The 18,850-nt window shown below is 36.1% G+C and carries 11 protein-coding genes; 6 read left to right on the top strand and 5 right to left on the bottom strand.

Going from position 1 to position 18,850, the window contains the following annotated elements; all coding sequences use genetic code 11:
• Positions 1–8: 8 nt before the first annotated feature.
• The 4 genes from MY04_RS24485 to MY04_RS24470 all read left to right on the top strand — a co-directional run bounded on the left by MY04_RS24485 (position 9) and on the right by MY04_RS24470 (position 7,799).
• Complete coding sequence (locus MY04_RS24485; RefSeq protein ID WP_066215218.1) at positions 9–2,690, top strand: ROK family protein; 2,682 nt, start codon at positions 9–11, stop codon at positions 2,688–2,690.
• 114 nt (positions 2,691–2,804) lie between these two features.
• A complete protein-coding gene (locus tag MY04_RS24480; protein ID WP_066215216.1) occupies positions 2,805–4,160 on the top strand; it encodes a sugar porter family MFS transporter in 1,356 nt (451 codons plus the stop codon).
• Between the two features lie 20 nt (positions 4,161–4,180).
• Positions 4,181–5,461 carry a GH36-type glycosyl hydrolase domain-containing protein gene (locus tag MY04_RS24475; protein ID WP_066215215.1) on the top strand — a complete coding sequence of 427 codons (1,281 nt, stop codon included), beginning with the start codon at positions 4,181–4,183 and terminating at the stop codon, positions 5,459–5,461.
• A 4-nt stretch (positions 5,462–5,465) separates the two neighbouring features.
• Positions 5,466–7,799, top strand: a complete 2,334-nt coding sequence (locus MY04_RS24470; protein WP_066215214.1) for a GH92 family glycosyl hydrolase — start codon at positions 5,466–5,468, stop codon at positions 7,797–7,799.
• Between the two features lie 54 nt (positions 7,800–7,853).
• On the opposite strand, the gene MY04_RS24465 is transcribed toward MY04_RS24470, so the two are convergent.
• Complete coding sequence (locus MY04_RS24465; protein WP_066215212.1) at positions 7,854–11,108, bottom strand: WD40/YVTN/BNR-like repeat-containing protein; 3,255 nt, start codon at positions 11,106–11,108, stop codon at positions 7,854–7,856.
• Between the two features lie 345 nt (positions 11,109–11,453).
• Between MY04_RS24465 and MY04_RS24460 the strand changes: the two genes are divergently transcribed.
• A complete protein-coding gene (locus tag MY04_RS24460) occupies positions 11,454–14,111 on the top strand; it encodes a glycoside hydrolase family 3 N-terminal domain-containing protein (RefSeq protein ID WP_084006116.1) in 2,658 nt (885 codons plus the stop codon).
• Positions 14,112–14,261: 150 nt separating this feature from the next.
• Here MY04_RS24460 and MY04_RS24455 read toward each other — a convergent pair whose 3' ends face one another.
• Complete coding sequence (locus MY04_RS24455) at positions 14,262–14,861, bottom strand: DUF6624 domain-containing protein (protein WP_158297896.1); 600 nt, start codon at positions 14,859–14,861, stop codon at positions 14,262–14,264.
• A 155-nt stretch (positions 14,862–15,016) separates the two neighbouring features.
• Here MY04_RS24455 and MY04_RS24450 point away from each other — a divergent pair, with 155 nt between their 5' ends.
• Positions 15,017–16,339: a fibronectin type III domain-containing protein gene (locus tag MY04_RS24450; protein WP_066215208.1), complete on the top strand. Its 1,323-nt coding sequence runs from the start codon at positions 15,017–15,019 to the stop codon at positions 16,337–16,339.
• A 72-nt stretch (positions 16,340–16,411) separates the two neighbouring features.
• Here MY04_RS24450 and MY04_RS24445 read toward each other — a convergent pair whose 3' ends face one another.
• From MY04_RS24445 to MY04_RS24435, 3 genes are all read right to left on the bottom strand, one after another.
• Positions 16,412–16,672 (bottom strand): DUF3781 domain-containing protein, encoded by a 261-nt coding sequence (locus tag MY04_RS24445; RefSeq protein WP_066215206.1) that lies wholly within the window; start codon positions 16,670–16,672, stop codon positions 16,412–16,414.
• A 28-nt stretch (positions 16,673–16,700) separates the two neighbouring features.
• Positions 16,701–17,855: a DUF1624 domain-containing protein gene (locus MY04_RS24440; protein WP_066215204.1), complete on the bottom strand. Its 1,155-nt coding sequence runs from the start codon at positions 17,853–17,855 to the stop codon at positions 16,701–16,703.
• Positions 17,856–18,148: 293 nt separating this feature from the next.
• Positions 18,149–18,823, bottom strand: coding sequence for an NAD(P)H-binding protein (locus tag MY04_RS24435; RefSeq protein WP_066215203.1), 675 nt, complete (start codon positions 18,821–18,823; stop codon positions 18,149–18,151).
• Between the last annotated feature and the right edge of the window lie 27 nt (positions 18,824–18,850).

The following is an 18,850-nucleotide window of genomic DNA, read 5'->3' as shown; positions in this document are numbered from 1 at the left end:
CTTATTAAATGAGACTAGACGCTAACAACGAAACAACCTATATACTTACTGCTGATATCGGCGGGAGTCACATTACGTCTTCAGTCGTTAATGTGGAACAAAAATCTATTGTAGAAAATACTATATTTCATTCAACAGTGAATAGTCAAGGAACTGCTGATGAAATTCTAGCTACTTGGTTAAACGCTTTAGCCACTTCCTTAGAAAAATGTAATGATATTAAAATTTCTGGGGTAAGCGTTGCCATGCCCGGTCCATTTGATTACAACAAAGGTATCTGCTTAATGGAAAACGTCGGTAAATACGATTCTGTATATGGATATAACATTAAGTTAGCTATCTATGAGAAACTTCATCAACGTCTTCCTTCAGCTGAAAATGTAGTCTTCCTAAATGATGCTGATGCCTTTATTTTAGGAGCTGTCTATCAACAAAATTGGGAGACCGATAAGGTAATCGGTATTACTTTAGGTACCGGTTATGGTTCTGGTTTTGTAGAAAATGGACAATTGAGAACATCAGGAGATGATATTCCTAAAGATGGTTTATTGTACTGTCAGCCTTACAAAGAGGGCATTAATGAGGACTATATTTCTACAAGATGGTTCGTAAATGAATGGAATAAAAAAACAGGGGAATCAATAAAAGGAGTAAAGGAGGTAGCTGAATCTCAGGATGCATTATCAAATGATCTTTTCGAAGAATTTGGGCAGAATTTATCCAATACTTTATTGCCTTGGCGCACATCATTCAACCCTTCTAAATTAATCATCGGAGGCAACATCACGAAAGCCTTATCACGATTTGAAAATACATTAAATAAAGATTTAAATATAAATGAAATAATTGCTTATCCTTCTACAGAGGAAGCTTCTATGATTGGGGCTGCGATTCATTTTACAAAAACTATATCAAACAAAATGACAAGAAATACGAAACAATATTTGATGCCTTCAAAAGTAGAAGGAACGGAGAAAGGACAATACAATATCTATCCTTCTCATCAATTAACAGAGGGCGAAATTAATATTGGATATGCTTCTTTAGCACAATCAATCAAAGGAAATACTAAAATTCTTTTGGACGGTTTTGTAGGAGTGGATTGGGAAGCCGTTACTTCTCAGTTATTAGATGCTTTAAAAGCGGAAGGTATTCAGAAAGCAACTTTCATAAACTTGGATGGAGCTTTAAAATCAGATAAAGAAATAGAAGAATTGGTGTCGCCTTATTTAGGTGGTGATGATCCAATTTTCGGTAAAATATACGATAAAAACCTTGTGGATTTCTTTGATCAAGAGAAGTTGGATAAGTTAAAGAATCAAGAAGGTGAATTGGTAATTATCTATGGTAGTGGTGCTTCTTTACTACAGGACAGCGATACTACTTTAGTGTATTTTGATGTACCAAAAAATGAGATTCAGTTCCGTTCTAGAGCATCAAGAGTATTGAACTTAGGTGCAAGAGAAATTGTAGCTCCAAAGCCTCAATACAAGCGTATGTACTTTGTGGATTGGATGATTTTGAACGATCAAAAATCGAAAATTCTTAAGGATATTGACTTTATTGTTGATGAACAAAGAAGCAACGAAATTACTTGGACGGATGGTGATACTTTTCGCAAAGGTTTAGAAGACATGTCGCAAAATGCATTTAGAGTTCGACCTTGGTTTGAGCCTGGCGCATGGGGTGGACAATGGATTAAAGATAAAATTGGCGGATTAAATGATGATGTTCCGAACTATGCTTGGTCGTTTGAATTAATCGTTCCAGAAAACGGTATTGTTTTCGAACAAAACGGAAACTTATTGGAAGTATCTTTCGACTTCTTGATGTTCCACAATCATCATAATGTATTGGGTGAAGCTGCCAACCGTTTTGGTTATGAATTCCCAATCCGTTTCGACTTCTTGGATACTTACGATGGAGGTAATCTATCCGTTCAATGTCACCCAAGAGTACCTTACATGCAGGAACACTTTGGACATAAGTTTACGCAAGATGAAACCTATTACATGCTTGATGCTGAAGAGGATGCGAAAGTATACCTTGGTTTCCAAGAGGACATTGAGCCTAAAGCATTTGAAAATGCATTAACACATGCAATGGAATCTGGTGAAGAAATGGATGTAGAAAAGTACGTTCAAGTGCACAAGGCTAATAAGCACGATTTGTTCTTGATTCCAAACGGTACCATCCACTGTTCTGGTAAAAACGGAATGGTATTAGAAATTAGCTCAACACCCTATATTTTCACTTTCAAAATGTACGATTGGCAACGTTTGGATTTGGACGGAAAGCCAAGACCAATGAACATCGAAAGAGGTATGGAAAACTTGTACTTCGACCGTAAAGGTGATAAAGTGCAAGAGGAATTGATCTCTAAACAGGTAGTAACAGAAGAAGGTGAGGATTATCAAATCGTAAACCTTTCAACGCACAAAGAGCATTTTTATGCTGTGGATCGCTTTGAGTTCGATTCATCTGTAGAAGTGGAGTTAAACAACCAATGTCATATAATGAGTTTGGTAGAAGGTGAATCGATCACAGTCGTGACCAACGAAAAAACATTTGATATTAATTATGCTGAGACTTTTGTAGTTCCAGCAGCAAGTAAGCACTATAAGTTAATTAACACTTCTGGCAAGAGAGTCAAAGTGATAAAATCTTATGTGAAATCGGAAGAGTGCTAAGCACTTAGAATTATTACTTGACTTGGAGGATTGTTTATAACATTCGGGCGTTGCAGAGCAACGTCCACCTCCATTTACTTTTTTACTAACTAACAGCACACGAACAGAATAGAAATGAACAGAAAAGTTATTTATACTACAATAGTTGCTGCTATTGCTGGAGTGTTATTTGGATTCGACACTGCAGTAATCTCAGGAACTATACCCTATGTAACGAAACACTTCTCCCTCGAACCCGCTTTAGTAGGTTGGTTTGTGAGTTCCGCTTTGGTGGGCTCTATTTTAGGTGTCAGTTTTTCGGGCTTGGCAAGCGATAAGTTTGGTCGTAAGAACATGCTTATCCTATCGGCAATAGGTTTTTTATTATCTGCATTAGGTTGTTCCATATCCAATGGATTTACGGAATTAATTATCTATAGAATGCTTGGTGGTATTGCCATCGGTTTAGCTTCTATGGTGGCTCCATTATACATTAGTGAGATCTCTCCTAAAAAATACAGAGGTCGATTGGTAACTGTTTATCAATTATGTATTACAATGGGGATATTATTGGCTTATTTCTCTAACAGTTTCATTCAGTTTCGAGAAGTAGACTTTAAAGGAATATTCTCTGGTATTGAAGGTGATGGATTATGGAGAACCATGTTTTTCGTAGAAGTCATTCCTGCATTTATCTTCTTGATTGGATTGATATTCGTTTCTAAAAGCCCTCAATGGTTAATGCTTAGAGGTGAAGCTGAACAAGCAAGAGAATTATCAGATAGCCTAGGCATAGAATCGCCCACTTTAACTGATGATGAATCGAATAAAGTGAGTTTAAGCGAGCTTGTAAAAGGCAATTTGAAAAAGCCTATGGGTATTGCGGTATTCCTTATGTTGTTCTCTCAATTATGTGGAATCAACGCCATCATTTATTATGGCCCAAGCATATTATCAGAGGCTGGTTTAAGTTTAGGCGATTCTTTAGGTGGACAAGTGAGTATCGGAATAGTCAACATGTTATTTACCATTTTTGCTATACTATTTGTCGATCGATGGGGAAGAAAACCTTTGCTGACTTTAGGAGCCTTGGGAGTAACATTTGCTTTGCTTACTACAGGAATGTTGTTTCAATTTGGAGTGGATTCAGGCTATAGTATTGTAGGAACAATCATATTATTTATTGCCTGTTATGCCTTCTCATTAGGACCTATACAGTTTGTGGTAGCATCAGAGATTTTCCCACTTAAATTTAGAGCAAAAGCCATGTCGGTGTGTACTATGATGCTTTGGGTAGCCAATGCCATTGTTGGACAAGTATTTCCGATTTTATTAGATAGTGCTGGTCCAGCAGTTACTTTCTTTATTTTCGGAGGAATCGGTATTCCTGCCGTTTATATCATATTGAAATTTATACCTGAAACGAAAGGAAAATCATTCGAAGAAATTCAAAAGATGTGGACTAAAGATCCTATCTCACAAAAAATATAAACTGTCTAAATCAATTAAAAATGAAAAAATTACTATCGATTGTAGCTATCAGTATGATGATGTCCTGTTCGGACCAATCATCTGAATTAAAAAACACAATTAAAGAAGACCAACAAATTGATGAGATCAATAAAATGGGTCTAAAACTAATATCTTCTGGCTTTAATGCCGGTGATGGATATGCAGAAATATGGATTAGAGATTTTAATACTTTTGTGACGCAATCAGCAAAGGTGTTAGATCAAAAAGACATTAAAGATAACATCCTAAACTTCTTTTATATTCAAGAAGCCGATGGAAATATTGCTGATGGATTTATTGAAGTAAGACCTGGTTATGATTCAACGTATTACAAAAAAAGTGCGTTAAAGCCTTCACTTGCTTACCATAAAAATACGGTAGAGACAGATCATGAAACTTCACTAGTACAAACGGTTTACAAATACATCAAAGCTACAAACGATCGCTCAATATTAAATGAAGTGATTGATGGTAAATCAGTCACAGAACGTTTAGTAATGTCAATGGACTTTTTGATGAACGAACGTTATAACGAGAAATATGGATTACTTTGGGGTGCGACTACTGCCGATTGGGGTGATGTTCAGCCAGAACATCCATGGGGAGTAGCGCTAGACGAGAATTCTCACCTAACGATTGATATTTACGATAATGCCATGTTTGTTATTGCATTAAACAATATGATTGAAATGTGTGGTCATCAAATTGATGTGGTGAAGTGGACAAAAATCAAAGATGAGATTACGAATAACGTGAGAACACACCTTTGGGATGAGAAAAACCAAAAATACATTCCACATATCTACTTACATGGATCACCTTTCCCAAAAGATTTTGATGAAAACGAAATCATGTATCATGGTGGTACAGCAGTGGCTATACAAGCTGGATTCTTAACGAAAAAAGAGATCAAGATTTCATTAGAGAAAATGATTAAGAATGTGAAAGATTCTGGAGCACCTTCTATTGGTTTAACATTGTACCCGGTGTATCCTGAAGGGTTCTTCCAGAACACAGGTATGCATCCATATGGTTACCAAAATGGTGGCGATTGGACTTGGTTTGGTGCTAGAATGATTTCTGCATTGATCGAAAATGGATACGAAAAAGAAGCATGGGAGCAAGCACAACCAATGTTTGATAGAGTTCTTAAAAACAAAGGATTCTATGAGTGGTATACGCGCGATAACCAACCTACAGGATCAGGTATGTTTAGAGGATCAGCAGGTGTGTTATTAGATGCTATCGATGCTTTCCAAGATTACGCAAATGAAGACTAAACCCATGAAAAAACTACAATTATTACTCCTGATGTGTTTGGGGTACACTGCTTTCGGTCAATATATTGATCCATTGGAAGCAGTGGACCCAAATATCGGGACAGTACATTCGAGATGGTTTTTCTATACGCCAGCCGCCAATCCGTTTGGTATGGCTAAACCTGCTCCATCTACGAACGGTTCTTACGGAAACAAATGGGGCTGGGAGGCTGTCGGATACGATGGAACACATACTTCTATCGAAGGGTTCGTTAATTTCCATGAATTCCAAGTGGGAGGTATTTCTTTAATGCCCACAAGTGGAGAGTTGATTACTGTTCCTGGGAAACTAGAAGAAGTTGACAAAGGTTATCGATCGAACTTTAAAAAAGAAAAAGAAATCGCCCAGCCTGGATACTATAGTGTGGTGTTAGAAGATTACAATATCAAAGCTGAACTCACCTCAACACCAAGAGTTTCTTTCCACAGATATAGTTTTCCTAAGGGCGAGAATCATTTACTTTTTGATATAGGAAATACACAAGGCGAGAGTGGCAAAGTCGTTGATGCAGCGGTAACAATGGTTGACGATAAAACCATCGAAGGGTATGTCATCACACATCCAGGATATGTAAAATATTATCAACCTGGAGCTTATGTGAAAATGTATTTTGTGGCAGAGATTGATAAGATGACATCATCTATTGCATCTTTTAATAAGGAGGATATCCACTTTGGATGTAAAACTGCTTTAGGTCAAGGTGCAGGTCTAGCTTTAACGTTTGATGAAAATAAAGAGTATCAGGTCGAAGTGAAAATTGGTCAGTCTTATACTTCCATTGAGAATGCAAGACTAAACCTTGAAACAGAAGCGATCGACTTACAATTTGATGATGCAAAAGAGAATGCCCAATCGAAATGGAGAGAGATGTTAGGAAAGATTGCTGTAAAAGGAGGATCAAAGGAACATCAAACTAAGTTTTATACGGGATTATATCACGCACTTTTGGGTAGAGGTTTAAGTAGCGATGTGAATGGTCAGTACCCTTCAATTAATGGAGAAGTAGGACAAATTGAAATCGATGCAACGACTAATCAACCAAAATACAATCATTATAATACGGATGCGGTTTGGGGTGCATTTTGGAACCTTACACAACTTTGGGCATTGGCTTATCCGGATTATTACAATGAATTTGTACAATGTCAGTTAGACATTTACAAAGATGGTGGATGGCTTGCTGATGGAGTCGCTACCAATAAATTTGTTTCAGGAGTAGGAACAAACTACACAGGGTTATTGATTGCCAGTGCTTATAACAAAGGAATCGATCAGTACGATCATGAATTGGCGTATCAAGCGGTTCGTAAAAACGAATTGGGTTGGATGAACCGTCCATTAGGTGCTGGTAAAGCCGATACAAAAGTGTTTGTTGAAGAAGGTTTTGTACCATTAACGCAAAACAACGAGTATTATTCAGCTTCCAATGCAGAAGGTTCTCAGTTTTCGGCATCCCACACATTAGAGTATAGTTTCTCCGCTTCTGCGGCAATGAAAATGGCCAAAAGTTTACATCACATTGACGATGCGAAGTTATTTGCCAATTATTCAAAAGGTTGGGAGAAGTTGTTCAATGAGGAAATCGGATTTATCACTCCAAAAACAAAAGATCATCAGTTCGTAAAAGACTTTGATCCTAAGAAAGTTTGGACAGGCTTTCAAGAGGGAAATGCTTGGCAATATACTTTTTATGTCCCCCATGATGTGAAAGGATTGGCACAGAAAATTGGACCTCAAGAGTTTATCGAACGATTGGATGGTGTTTTTGAAACAGCCGCTATTACAAAGTTTGGTGGAGGTGAAACGGTAGATGCTTTTGCTGGTTTAGAGAATGTCTACAATCACGGCAATCAGCCATCATTACATATTGCATGGATGTATAATTTTACGGATCAACCTTATAAGACGCAATATTGGGTGAGGGAAATTTGTGATGTATTCTATGGTACTGATGAAACTCACGGTTATGGTTACGGACAAGACGAAGACCAAGGTCAGCTAGGGGCATGGTATGTTCTTGCAGGTATCGGGCTATTTGATGTTGCAGGTGGAACGGGTGAAAATCCTAACTTGCAACTGAGTATGCCGCAATTTGAAGAAGTGAAAATTTCTTTAGATAAGCAGTTTTATGAAGGGGAAGAAGTGGTGATCAAGATCAAAGGTGATCCTACTAAAAATAGATATATCAAATCGGCTGAATGGAATGGGGAAAGTTTAGAAAGTGTTTTCCTTCCTTGGTCTGAATATATTAAAGGTGGAGTTTTAGAGATGAAATCTTCTGCAAAACCTCAAAAATAATTACTTGTATCAATAACCCCGGAATGAATTCCGGGGCTTTTGATACAGTTTTTTTTATTCCATTCCCTCAATCCAAGCACCATTCGCTTGCATCACCATCATGCCAATTTCTTTGACTTCCTTCTTTAAAGGAGTCAATTTCTCATTGATCATTTTCATCTCATCTTCGATAATTTTTACCGTTTGTAGATGAGTAGGCGTAGGACCATAAGTCGACATCGAAATACCTCTATTTAAAGCGAAAAGTCTTTCACCAATCGTTGTCTTACTTTTTTCTCCAACTTCATTTTTAGCAGGGTTGCCAAAAAGTTGAGAATCCAATTGATCCAAAGATAGTTTCACATTCGAAATACGTTCGATGATATTGTCGTTTAAAGAAGAATTTAAAGTAGCCGTAAATAGCTTCTCACTCGCTTTTTGAGTATTCGATAACTGAATCGATAATTTGTTGACATCACGAGTCAGTTGCTCATATTTTCTCCAGAATGCAACTACTTCGTCCATACTTTTACCTTCTAAAGCCGTTTCGCCAAGACGTTCGACCACTACTTCCACAGGCTCCGTCAATTTATTGGTTTTACCACTTTCGAAAGAGTGTAAAGAAGCAGTATATTTTCCAGGTGCGGCCAAGAAAGAATGCAATTGTTCTTCATTTCCATCTAAAGTGATTGTACCCGTTCCGCCCACTCTTAAATCCCAAGTCACTCTATGGAATCCTTTAGCATTAGTGGCTTTCACTCTATTAATGATGCTACCGTTTTGGTCTTTGATTTCCAAATAGACAAACGGCTTCATCTCTCTTTTTTCTGTCTCTAATGCTTCCCAACCTGGGAATTGAGTACCGGCAACCGCCTCTGATTCAACTCTGATTTCCTCTAAGCTTTTGATGGATTCTTTCAAATAGTAAGTGAAAGTGGCTCCGAAATCAGGATTATCGGCAACGTACATCTGACTACCTTGAGTACCTCGTTTATCATCAAAATCTACAGTTGATTTTTGAATGTACCACCAAGCTTTTCTTGGAGCAAACAAAGAAGCAGTTTGTTCGATTTGTTGCTCATTGATATCACGAAGGGCTGTGTAATCATCTAAAATATAGAAACCACGGCCAAATGTGGCAGCTACTAAATCATTTTCTCTTCTTTGAATAGCCAAATCTCTAAATGATATAGTAGGAATTCCACCACTTAATTTTGTCCATGAATCACCCGAATTATTACTGAAATAAACACCAAATTCGGTACCAGCAAACAAAAGATCTTTTGATACATGATCCTGAACGATTCGCCAAACCAGGTTTTTATCACCAAAACCATTTTGAATCGTCGACCATGAATTTCCTTTATCTGTCGTCTTCAATAAGTACGGTTGATAATCACCTTCTTTGTGGTTATCTAACGCTACATAGAAAGTATTTTCATCAAATAAATCGGCTTTAATATCATTTATGTACGAACGTTTAGGAACCCCCAAAGTGCTTGCCTCAATCTTCTTCCAAGTCTGACCTTCATCAGAAGTAATCTGAATCAAACCATCATCAGTACCTATTGCAATGACTTTTTCATTTTTAGGTGATACAGCAATTGATGTAATCGTACTGAAGTTAGACATTGCATAGATATCCCAAGGAGAATCCCAACTTTGTACACCACCCATAATAGGCAAAGCAATTCGTTCTTCATTTCTAGTCAAATCTGCTGATAAAGCCGTCCATGAATCACCACGATCAGTCGATTTCCATAATCGTTGAGAGGCATGATAGATGGTTGAAGGCTGATGAGGAGATACTAAAATTGGAGCATCCCAATTGTAACGCTCATAATTTTCGTCGGCTGCCGGTTGAGGCATAATATCAATGACTTCTCCTGATTTCAAATCAATTCTTGATAAAGTACCTTGCTGACGTTGGCCATACATAATATCTGGGTTACCAGGTTCTGTAGCGGGTTGGTGACCATCCCAATTCAAGACTACTTTCCAATCGGCATTACGAATACCATGGTGATTCATGGTTCTCGATGGACCACCTTCTGTACTGTTATCTTGAGTGCCACCATATACATTATAGAAGGGGAAAGTATCGTCCACGGCCACTTTATAAAATTGTGTCACTGGAATATTTTCCATATATCTCCATGTACTTCCCAAATCGAAACTTTCGTAAACACCTCCATCTGTTCCCACAAGAATGTAATTAGGATCGGACGCTTTGAATGCCATCGCATGACTATCGCCATGTTTAGCTGTTTCGTCCATATATTCGAAAGTTTTACCACCATCTTCGGATTTCATCAAAGCATTATTCATGAAATACAGACGATCGAATTTATGTGGAGACGCATAGATTTCTTGATAATAATGAGGACCCGTACCACCAGAAACTACATCAGACATTTTAGTCCAATGGCCACCTCTGTTTTCTGATCTCCAAACACCGCCTTTTTTACGGTTCAATTCGATAACAGCATATAATACATCTGGATTTTGAGGAGAAATGGCCAATCCTGTTTTACCCCATTTTCCTTGAGGAAGACCTGACGTAAGCATTTTCCAAGAATCACCAGCATTATCAGAAACATAGAGGCGAGATTTTTCGCCGCCTCCCATCCAAGCAGCCACTGTTCTATGATGTTCCCAAGTTACCGCATAAATTCTATTCGGATTACGAGGGTCAGAAACCATATCAGTTACTCCAGTGAAAGCATCATCACCTAGTGTCTTGGTCCATGTTTTACCACCATCTATAGATTTAAAAAATCCTCTGTCTCCACCGGCACTCCAAAGGGGACCTTGTGAAGCGACAAGGATAACATCAGAATTATCTGGATGAACAATAATTTTCGAAATGTGTTCTGAGTTTTTCAAACCCATATTATCCCACGTTTTTCCACTGTCTTGACTTCTGTAAATACCATCGCCGAATGCAACATGTCTACCGCCAACATTTTCTCCCGTACCAACCCAAATAGTATTAGGGGAGTTGGGGTCAATAGTCACACATCCTATCGAATATACCGATTGGTTATCAAAAATAGGCTCAAACGTGGTTCCCGCATTGACAGTTTTCCATACTCCACCTGAACCAACTGCTACATACCATATATTTTCGTTGGTAGGGTCGATGGCTAAATCGGCAATTCTACCCGACATAAATGCTGGTCCGATGCTTCGAAAAGAGAGACTATCAAATAGGTGAGTATCAAGAGTTGGTGGATTTGCTTTAACAGTCTTTTTCTTCTTTTGTGCATAAGATGATTGCCAAGAAAAAATAATCAGAGCTGAAAGGAGCAATAGTTTAAATTTTTTCATGAATTGAAGTTTAAATGGATCAGATCATAGAGAAAGATTGATAAAAAATAATCTGATTTATAGTTTAAATAAAAATTGTATTGAATGGTTTTTAATTCATTTGTATTGATCACTTACAAGGTACAAAAGTAACAATGTAAATAAAATTCAATACCTGTATAACTTATCAAATTCATTATAGTTTTTTAGGTATAAAGAAAATGAAAGATAATTTCTGTCATCAAAAATAATTAGTGTTCAAATTACTTTTGATCATCAACATCAAATAGTCAATTTTGATGAGAATACACATAATTAACTCTAAATAAAGCTCACTTACTCAGTGTGTAATTAAACCTAAATGAAATGAGGTACTTCATCCTATTTTTATCATTATTCCTTATGTCCGCAGGAATAAATGATAAGAACCCTGCATACAAAAATGCAAAACTACCAATTAACGAAAGAGTAGATGATTTGGTCAATCGTATGACCCTCGACGAAAAAATCCAACAGCTTGATATGTACTCGGGAGGCGACATTTCTGTTGATGGTGTTTTAGATAAGAAAAAAGTAAAAGTACTATTAGGGGATAAAAGTGTTGGATCAGTACACGACTATTATCCTGAAAATGCCAAACTATCTAACTCATTACAAAAATATTTTGTAGAAAAAACACGTTTAGGTATTCCAGTACTCTTTATCGAAGAAGCTTTACATGGCTATCAAGGGAAGAAATCGACAGCATTTCCAGTTCCTATCGGAATGGGGAGTATGTGGGATACACTTTTGATGAATAAAATCGGTCATGCTGTAGCTCGAGAAACCAGATCCGTAGGTGTACATATGGTGCTTTCACCAGTGTTAGGTATTGGCAGGGAACCTCGCTGGGGCCGTGTGCAAGAAACTTATGGAGAAGATCCTTATTTAGCGGCAAGAAACGGAGTGGCTATTATTAAAGGTATGCAAGGCGATGATCTTACGAAAGATGATGCTATTGTAGCTGAACCAAAGCATTTTGGTATTCACAGTATTCCGGAAGGAGGTAGCAATACGTCACCTGTGTATATTGGAGAAAGAGAAGCAAGAACCAATTTCTTATATGTTTTCGAAAAAGCATTTACAGAGGGAGAAGCTTTAGGAGCTATGGCAGCGTATCATGAATGGGATGGTATTCCTGCAGCTGCTGATAAATGGTTATTACATGATTTACTAAGAGACGAATGGGGTTTCAAAGGAATGGTAATTTCTGATTTAGGAGCCATTGCGAAACAACAGAATAGTCATTTTACAGCTGCAACGCCAAAAGATGCCATTACAAATTCTATCAAAGCTGGTTTAGATATGCAATTTTATGATTACTCTCATGAAGTTTTTGCACAATCTATCAGAGAAGCGATTGAAGACAAAACTTTAGCTATGGCCGATGTAGACCGAGCGGTAGCAAGTGTATTGTATGTGAAATTCAGGTTGGGATTGTTTGAGAATCCATATATCGATGAGAGTTTAAAAGACCAACGTTACCACTGTGAAGAACATCAAGAATTGGCTTTAGAATCTGCACATAAATCAATTGTACTGCTTCAAAACAAGAACCAAATTTTACCATTAAGTAAAGAAGTAAAGAAAGTCGCAGTACTTGGAAAAATGGCCGATGAAGTAAATTTAGGAGGCTATTCTCCTAAAGAAGTGGAAGGTGTATCCATTGTAAAAGCATTTGAGAATACTGATTACGATGTGAAATTTGTGAACCCAAAACTTCCTGCGAATGCCTTTGAACACATCGATGCAGATGTATTATATACTTTTGATGGTCAACAAGGTGGCTTAACAAGACAGTTTTTTAATTCACCTGATTTAACTGGTAAAGCGGTAGTTACCGAAGTAACTTCTGAGTTGATTCGCAATTGGCATAATTTAAGCCCCGCGGCTGGAGTAAGTGCATCAAATTATTCGACAAAATACGAAGGCTATATTGTACCTAAATATGATGGTGAATATACTTTTGCATTAGTGGCCGATGATTATGGTAGACTTTTCTTAGATGACTCTTTATTTATCGATTGTTGGGATGCTGAATCATGGAATCTTACTCGTACACGTACAATTTCTCTTAAAAAAGGACAGAAATACAAAATTAGAATGGAACATGCTGGCTTGGTAGATTCAAATGGAATTGGCTTACGCTGGAGAGTAAAACCTGATTTTGAAGTAAGTAAGTTCTCAATGTATGAAGAAGCTGTTGAGGAAGCGAAAAAAGCTGATGTTGCTGTAGTAGTGGTTGGAGAATCTCTTGAAGAATCAGGGGAAGGACTTGATAAAACAAGCCTAGAAATAAGCACTTATCATAAAGGTTTAATTGAGGCAGTTCATGCTACCGGAACACCAATTATTTTGGTACTTCAGAATGGTCGTCCATTAGTGCTAAACGACGAAGTTGAACAGGCAGATGCTATTTTGGAAACATGGTATGCTGGTGAGTTAAGCGGACAAGGTACAGTAGATATTATCACTGGAAAAGTAAATCCTTCTGCAAAACTACCGATTACTTTCCCTAGAAGTGAAGGACAATTACCTTTATATTATAATCACAAGAGATCATCATCACACCACTATGTGGATGAGAAGAGTACACCACTTTTTGCTTTTGGTCATGGATTGAATTACAGTTCATTTGACTATTCGGATCTATCATTATCAAATAAAGAAATTGATAAAGATGAAAATATTACCGTTAGTTTTAAGGTGAAAAATACATCATCTACTAATGGTACAGAGATAGTTCAATTATATATTCAGGATGTCGTGAGTTCTGTTGCTACTCCAATTATGCAGTTAAGAGGATTTGATAGAGTAAATCTTAAAGCAGGAGAAACAAAAGAAGTATCTCTTACTTTAACACCTGACGACTTAAGTCTTTGGAACAGACAAATGAAGCGTGTTGTTGAGTCAGGTGAATTCAAAATAATGGTCGGAGCTGCATCTGATGATATTCGATTGGAGAGTGGTTTTGAGGTGAAGTAAGTTTTAAATAAAATCAATTACTTGGACTAGCCCATGACTGAAGTCATGGGTTGGTGATATAGTTTATTTTGATAGGTTGAAACCTATCAAAAAATCCCCCTTAGATCTTAATTTATGAAGAGATTTAAGGGGTAAATTATTTATAATCAACTAATTATTCAATAGAATTTCTTTCATCTCACTAGACTTTATCTTCTTTATTCCCACCTTTCTACGTCGTTTATTTAAATTTTCAGGATCCTCAACAGGATATAATTCTACTTTTCCATCCACCAATTTTGATTGAGTACCATACAATTGTTTTTCTCCATTTTCCACTAACATTCTATCTTTCATACTGGCCATTTCCCATAATTCGGATTCACCTTTTAAGGCAGATGATTCTAATAGTGGAAAGTACTTCATCCTAATTTTTTTATCTTGTGCGTGTTGGATGATGGTAAATAAAGCTTGATTTGCTGTATCACCGATTTTGTCTTTTCCTAACCATCCGTAAGTATCAATGATAAAAGTTGCTTTTGATAAAGCCATGGAATCAAACTTTTGGATTTCCCTATTTAGAGAGTCCATCTTAAGAGAAGCATAGCCATATTTTCTCATCGTGGGTACCACTTGATTTCTGATTTCTATATTTTCTTGAGCGATTTTTTCTAAATCAATTTGTATGGCTTTGTAATCTTGAGAGTAACTTTGAATTGTGATTACAAAACTTAACAGAAAAAATAGAAGTTTTTTGTTGATAGAATGCATATACATGAAAAATCAAATGATAGATAAATATCATGAACGAATATCAAAAAGTATACCCCATGAATTAGAAACTTAATATAACCTTAAACTATGCGTTAATTATATATTAATACGATATAATAAATTTGTATGATTTAATTATAAAATACCTATTCATGAAACTAAAAACTCTTTTTACAGTAATTTTATCCATCTTTTTTGCATTAAATATATTAGGGCATCCACCACATGATCATGATCACGATGGTTTACATCATTGGGAAAAACCAAGTAAAGATCCGGATAGAATTATCCTTACGTTTAATGGTAACCCTGCAACTAGTAGAGCAGTAACTTGGAGAACGGATAATACGATCAAAAATGCTGTGGCACAAATAGCCGAAGCCACTGTAAATTCTAAATTCGTTGATGATGCTGAAAGGCTAACTGCCAAAACAGAAGAGTTTGACTTAGGACAGTATAAGGGAAATAAATCTTTAATTGTACATTATCATAGTGTAGTATTTGATCAACTGAAACCAAATACTTTATATGTTTATAGAGTGGGTGATGGCAAAGAACATTGGTCGGAATGGATTCAATTTAGAACGGCAAAAAATGAATATGCACCCACACAGTTTGTCTATTTTGGAGATGCACAAAATGATGTTTTAGAACATTGGTCTAGAGTAATTCGACAGGCATATCAAACTGCTCCGAATGCTTCTTTTGTGGTTCATGCAGGAGATTTGATAAATAAAGCGCATCAAGATCAAGAGTGGGCCGAGTGGTATAAAGCAGGTGGTTTTATCCACAGTCAATGGACAGCAATTCCTGTAGTTGGAAATCACGAATTTAGATCATTAGCTAAAAACGAACCAAAGCAACTTTCTATCCAATGGCGACCTCAATTTACGTTACCAGTTGAGGAAAGTTTGTCAAAAGATCTGCATGAAACTGTATATGCCATTGATTATCAAGATGTGAGAATTATTGTGTTAAACTCTAATGACAAATTGGAGGAACAAACAAAGTATATAGAAAATCAATTAAAAGATTGTACGGCAAAATGGAAAATCATCACTTGTCATCATTCTGTATTTGCACCTGCAAAAGGCCGTAATTTCCAATATGCAAGAGATTATTGGAAACCTCTTTTGGATAAATATAATGTCGACCTTGTTTTGAATGGTCATGATCATACCTATGCTAGAGGACATGTACCGGTACGTACCACAAAAAAATCGACAGATCTTCAAACAGTATATGTTACATCGGTAAGTGGTCCAAAACAGTATGAATTGGATACAGAACAAATGAAAACGTATAAAAAGGATGGTTATGAATTGGATAAATCTGGTGAACAGACTCAATTTTATCAAGTCATTACCATCGAAGAAAATGAATTGACGTATGTAGCTTATACTGTTTTGGGTGATGAATATGATAGAATGGTTATTTCAAAAGATTTTAAAACGGGTAAAAAGAAGCTGAAATAATAGTTATCTTTTTTCTCTTTATCACCAGCCCAGGAATTCATTCCTGGGTTGTTTATTTAAGATTAAATCATATTATGAATTTAGAATATCTGCAGTTATAATTCTGAAATTATAAGAATTTATAGTGAGCCTTACTTTTTTCTGATAATGATGAACATAGATGTTCTTTCCTTTTTTTATAAAGTCCTTTTCATCAGATTCTTTGATGATCATGAGGACAAATTTTTCCACCTCATCATTGGATAAATTTATACTTAGTTTCTTATTGATTCTACCATAAACCAAATCAGTATAACAGATATTGTTTAGAATGTCAGTTTTGTATTGAGTCATTTAGAATAGATTAAAAGTTGAAGTATTCCTAAAAATACTTCAACCACTTTGAATTACTTTTTCTTTTATAATCACCAAATTTCTTTGTTGGGAAATATAGTAATGTGGCTAATACCACAGTAGAAATCCAAACATAGCCAAGGTGATTAAAACTTAGATATTTTCCTTCAGAGATACCAAAGATAGCTACAGCAATTTTATACAATATCAAAAGAACGTAAAGATGTAGGATGTAAAAAAACATAGGCGCAGAACCAAAAGTCTTTAAAGCATCCGTTACTTTATTTTGTTTGTTTTCAAGGAATGATAATATCAATAATCCAAAACCAATTCCCCACAATAGAAAATCTAGAGAAGGAGGGTATTTTGTGAAATTGACAAAGTCCATGACTGTTTTTAAAATTGTATCTTGAGTTTCCCAATGTAGTGTTTCTCCATAAAGATTAAATCCACGAAGAATTAATAGTAGTCCTAAACTACCACCACCAATGAGTTGAAGTGTTTTAATTCGCTCTTTTGGTGAGTATTTTTCTCCAAAAATTGGCCCAGCAAAATACCCTAACAATATAACACCAATCCAAGGTAAAACAGGGTAGGAGGCTTTGATTTTCAATAGTTCATTAGAAAAAATAAAACCTCTATCGTGTAAGATAGCCCATAAAGTATATCCAAATTCATCAGGATAAAAATGAATAGGCGTAAGTGCATTATGTCCAAATACTATTAGGAAACCCAAAATACCAATTACTTTATAAGGGAGGTGTGATAATGCAGCAAGTGTTATCATACTTACACCAATTGCCCAAATTACTTGAAGGTATAAGGTATGATATTCACCAAACCAAGAGAAATTAATGAAGGCTATTTCTATGAAAATAAGGAACAAGCCTCTTTTAAATAAGAAGCTACTAGCCGATCTTGGATCCTTTCTTCTAGGATTTGCATATAGCCAAGCAGATAAGCCAGTTAGAAATACAAATATGGGAGCAGCAAGGTGAGTTAATATTCTTGAGAAGTATAATCCAGGGCTTGTTTCATTGATATCAATTGGGTCTGAGACGGGATAATTATAAAAGAATCGTTCTCTAACATGATCTAATAACATGATTACAATGACCAACCCTCTTAGCACATCTATAGATGTAATTCTACCTTTATTCTTAGTTGTTTTCAGCTCCTCCATTTAGGTTTTAATAGTATAAGAAATGTATCTGGAGAATAAATGTAGACCTATAATAACACAAGTGCAATACCGTCGCATAAATAAACACTAAGGTTAACATACTTTCAACTTAATCCTCAAGCTTATATTTAGAGAGGATAATAACCTTTCTTCAAAATCACGAATGATTTGTTCTGCCCAAAAGTTAGCATAAATGTTCATTTCCATACAAGGCTCCGATTAAAATACCTAAGAATTGTTTGAGTTTCATAGTTTAATTGAAGAATAAAGTTATTCAAGAGCATCAAATGGTCTTATTTCTGAAGTCGTATAAAGTCATCATAAGTTAAGAATTCAACTCCTCTTCGAGTATTTGATATATTATTGGCCATCGACTTTCCTAATAGATCTACTTTTATTCCTCTATATTTTCTTACACTTCCTTGGAAGATAAAATCCAATTTTGGCCAAACTACTAAAAAGATACCTTGAACTATACCATACCTGTTGGTTGGAGTTAAAATCATGGAAGGTTGGTAGATACTTAAACTATCGAAATTGAGTGCCGTTAATTCATCAATAAGTTCTCCTTTGGTACGCATATAGTAATTCATCGATTTACTATTAGTTCCCACAGAGGCCAACAAATGAAAATGCTTAACTCCATTGTCCTTACAAATTTTTGCAAAGTTGATTACTGCTGTTTTATCAATGGCTATAAATTCCTCTTTAGAGACTTTAGTGGATTCTCCAACTCCCAAAGTACAAATGGCAATATCACAATCGTGTACCTGATCTGCATAAGAAGAAGGTTGATGAATATCGATTTTAACTTGTTCTAAATACGACGGAATAGTATCAATCTCTACAGGTCTTCTTCCTAAAGATAAAATTCTCGATACATTATTAAAGCTTAGTAATTGTTTTAAAGCTTGAGAACCTACAGCTCCTGTAGCACCTAGAAAAACGACTCTGAAATTGTCTTGCATGGGAATAAAAATTTAAAATCATATGGT

Origin of the sequence: Flammeovirga sp. MY04, from assembly GCF_001682195.2 — a bacterium.
GTDB lineage: Bacteria > Bacteroidota > Bacteroidia > Cytophagales > Flammeovirgaceae > Flammeovirga > Flammeovirga yaeyamensis.
The sequence above is the reverse complement of the archived record's forward strand: the minus strand, read 5'-3'. Positions and strand labels throughout refer to the sequence as shown.

What these genes read in the sequence shown, in the direction of transcription:
- MY04_RS24475 (WP_066215215.1), top strand. Translation starts at nt 4,181, where the DNA reads ATGAAAAAATTACTATCGATTGTAGCTATCAGTATGATGATGTCCTGT.
- MY04_RS24455 (WP_158297896.1), bottom strand. Translation starts at nt 14,861, where the DNA reads ATGCATTCTATCAACAAAAAACTTCTATTTTTTCTGTTAAGTTTTGTA.
- MY04_RS24440 (WP_066215204.1), bottom strand. Translation starts at nt 17,855, where the DNA reads ATGGAGGAGCTGAAAACAACTAAGAATAAAGGTAGAATTACATCTATA.
- MY04_RS24450 (WP_066215208.1), top strand. Translation starts at nt 15,017, where the DNA reads ATGAAACTAAAAACTCTTTTTACAGTAATTTTATCCATCTTTTTTGCA.
- MY04_RS24480 (WP_066215216.1), top strand. Translation starts at nt 2,805, where the DNA reads ATGAACAGAAAAGTTATTTATACTACAATAGTTGCTGCTATTGCTGGA.
- MY04_RS24465 (WP_066215212.1), bottom strand. Translation starts at nt 11,108, where the DNA reads ATGAAAAAATTTAAACTATTGCTCCTTTCAGCTCTGATTATTTTTTCT.
- MY04_RS24470 (WP_066215214.1), top strand. Translation starts at nt 5,466, where the DNA reads ATGAAAAAACTACAATTATTACTCCTGATGTGTTTGGGGTACACTGCT.
- MY04_RS24485 (WP_066215218.1), top strand. Translation starts at nt 9, where the DNA reads ATGAGACTAGACGCTAACAACGAAACAACCTATATACTTACTGCTGAT.
- MY04_RS24435 (WP_066215203.1), bottom strand. Translation starts at nt 18,823, where the DNA reads ATGCAAGACAATTTCAGAGTCGTTTTTCTAGGTGCTACAGGAGCTGTA.
- MY04_RS24445 (WP_066215206.1), bottom strand. Translation starts at nt 16,672, where the DNA reads ATGACTCAATACAAAACTGACATTCTAAACAATATCTGTTATACTGAT.
- MY04_RS24460 (WP_084006116.1), top strand. Translation starts at nt 11,454, where the DNA reads ATGAGGTACTTCATCCTATTTTTATCATTATTCCTTATGTCCGCAGGA.